The organism is Okeania hirsuta (assembly GCF_003838195.1).
Classification (GTDB): Bacteria; Cyanobacteriota; Cyanobacteriia; order Cyanobacteriales; family Microcoleaceae; genus Okeania; species Okeania hirsuta.
Window position 1 is genome coordinate 1 of record NZ_RCBY01000450.1, and the last position, 2969, is coordinate 2969.

The 2969-nt window shown below is 33.9% G+C and carries 2 protein-coding genes and 1 tRNA gene; all 3 read right to left on the reverse strand.

Features of this window, described 5'->3' with window-relative positions:
• On the reverse strand, positions 1-334 hold a 334-nt coding region (locus tag D5R40_RS31605), incomplete at its 3' end, for a hypothetical protein (protein WP_134239655.1).
• Between the two features lie 113 nt (positions 335-447).
• Positions 448-816: a hypothetical protein gene (locus D5R40_RS31610; protein WP_124155785.1), complete on the reverse strand. Its 369-nt coding sequence runs from the start codon at positions 814-816 to the stop codon at positions 448-450.
• Between the two features lie 1955 nt (positions 817-2771).
• Positions 2772-2844 (reverse strand) — tRNA-Thr (locus tag D5R40_RS31615).
• Positions 2845-2969 lie beyond the last annotated feature (125 nt).

Here is a 2969-nt window from a genome sequence, read left to right on the forward strand (position 1 = left end):
CGAATATTAAAATGCTAAGGCTTAAGCTTAAGTCTCTTAGAGTTAGAGAAGAAAGATCTAATCTCAGGAAGGAATATAAGGATTCTGGTTTTACTGAAGATTTAGATCTCTCACTCATTCTTCTAGCTAACCATCCTAAGTATTTGTTTATTCTTTGTATGGAGTATTTTGGGCGAATTTTTATTGCGTTAAAAGGATCACTTTCTGGTAATAATGGATTTGAAGTATCACGTCTAGCCTTTCTTTGAATCATTGCAGAAATATATGCTTCAAAAAGCTGCATCCTTCGATGGCTTTTTGACAAAATATTTCCAGATAATTTTTGCTCTGGCATATTATTGCCATAAGCTAAAAACCATTATGCTAAGTTCAAGAGGTGTTTGAGCCAACTCCATTAGGTTCTCATCTTCGTTTAAAATACTAGCCAGATCGGCAGCATCTGCTTCTTTAAGATAATTTGTTATTTTGTTCTTTATTTAATCGTTGGATTGTGGCATTATAGTTTAAATTTAATTTCATTTTATCATTTACGGCCAAGGCTTCATAATCTGCGGTTCTACTACAGATAATCACTGGAGAAGATAAATCTTCAAGCAGGTGATTAAGTTTAATTATCAGCTCAGATCTATGACTTTCTTTAGCCTCATCTAGGCCATCTAATATGATAATGAATTTGTCTTGGTGTAACCATTGCAATGCAATCTTTTGGTTTAAGCCAGTCCCTGGAATCTTTGCTAGCATTTGACTTAACCAAAACTCAATTTCATTTTTTTGCCCTATTTTTTGTTTATTAAAACCATTAATAATATTATCCATTTAGGTTTTTTTATGGTCAGCATTATTAGGGTTTTCCCAAAGTGAAAGATTAAATAGTATAGGATTCTTGCCTGCTTGCTCAGAATAGCCTTATGCCCAAAGATCATCTGCTAATTTGATAACTGTTGTTGTTTTACCTGAGCCGGGAGCTCCTAGCAATAGAATTCGGTCATTACCTTTTGATTTTAACTCGTTTATACTATTGTGTATATTTCTTCCTTTTGGCTACTATCTTTTCTTTGGTCCTTAAATCTAAATGTAAGCGGCATTACTACCTCCGAGTTCACTTTAAGTTTGAGTAGATGTAAGTTGCGTGATGAATAGAACTTTTTAGACGTTCTGATTACATCTTTCTTAAACCATTTTAAGTATGCTTCACGAACTTTGGAATTCCATCCTTTAGAAAATTTTCGTTCTCGTGTCCTTCTATCAGTTTTTTGGCCACAAACCCTATTATTGCAATAAGTATTATTAAAATAAGGAACAATAGAATTTTGGTGAGCCAGTCATTTTTTGATATTAGGTTTTGTGTTTGCAACCAGAAGATGAAGTCTTGCCAAGTACTCCATGTGTCACCTATATCACCGATAAATGTTGCAGCAAAATTAAAGCAATTAAGACATTCAAAAAATATTATTAGGCGCCTTTTGTTTTTTTTCATGGGTTTGAAGTGAATCCAGAGGAAGAATTTAATTCTAGAATTTAACAAAAAGGGTTAACCTCATAGAGCTTTGCTAAAAGTCAAATTCTTTTTTTAAACAACCCTTTATGGCAATTCATTAGTGAAAATTATTTAATGTTTATCTTTTAAAGATAATTACCTATTATTCAAATGATATATAGAGTTTATTTTGACGAGTTTTTAGTCTCATCATTTACTAAAATAAGAAATCCTGCTAACCCTTAAAAACAGAAGTTTTTTCCCTTAAATCCTATTCATTTGTAAGTACTCGAAATATTTTTTAGTATTCCTTTCTGAACAATGTTGGCTAAACAATTATAAGAAGAAAGGTTCGGTTATTTCATATAGTTGAGCGGATGCTTTAATACCTGCTCACGCATATGCTCCACTGTTGAGGCAATATAAATTGTTGTTGTTTACATTAGTATGACCGAGTAATCGAGATACAAAAGTGATATCTGCTCTCCCCCTCTATGTGGAGAGTAGCACATGTATGTCTTAATACATGTGGGCTGAAATAAATTTAGACACAGTTCTGATTTTTTCAATCTTTTCTCTTTAATCCCACTTCACCTAAACCACGGTCCGATTAAGAGAGGTGAAAAATTCAGGCACTTCTTGTTAAGCCTTTTTCTTTCGTTTTAAATAGCATCGTAAGAATTTCAGCTAGCCGAAAACGCAATGGGAACTTTTCTGCTTTTTTTCCCTTTCCCTAGATTATTATGGATGATTAGATTATCCAGATCCACATCAGCTAATTTGAGGTTTATTATATTCCTGTTTTCTTAAACCTGCGAATATAAATACGGCTAGAATTGCATGATTTCTATACCGCAAGAATTTATAATTGTATGGGTAATTATAAGCTACTTCTAAGACTTTATATGCCTGTTGCTTTGATAGGCTTTGGGAAGTGGTTTTTCTAGTCGAGGTGTTTCTAGGTCCCTGCAATAATTCTTAGTCATGTAACCTTCTTTCGTACACCAGGGTAAAAAATACTCCTAAGTTCTTTATGGTACATGACAAAAGTGCTAGCTTCTCATCCGCGAATAATTCTACACAATCAACAAAAAACTCTGAACTTTTTTTTCGGTTATATTGATGTGAATGTCTTCTATCTCTGCACTACGAGCAAAGAAGCTAATTATATTCTTGTAATTCTTTATCGTTGTGTAAGAAACACCACGAAAGTAATGAGCATACGCACAAAATTCGTGCATTAGTACTTCAATCTTCATAAACCTTATTAGAACAAATTGAAGTCATTTTTTTGAGCCATCGTCGGGGCTTGAACCCGAGACCTCGCCCTTACCATGGGCGCGCTCTACCAACTGAGCTACGACGGCTTTTCGTAATCTTATCCACACCCTTAGACCACTTTTGTCTAGGATGTAGTCGTATTAGCTGTTGAAAAGTACTTATATCCTTTGTAACACAACGCTATTCCATTATTTAAGGGTAGACCTCTATT

Bases quoted from the DNA above. Each gene is read 5' to 3' on its own strand.
- D5R40_RS31610 (WP_124155785.1), bottom strand. From the start codon at position 816: ATGGATAATATTATTAATGGTTTTAATAAACAAAAAATAGGGCAAAAA.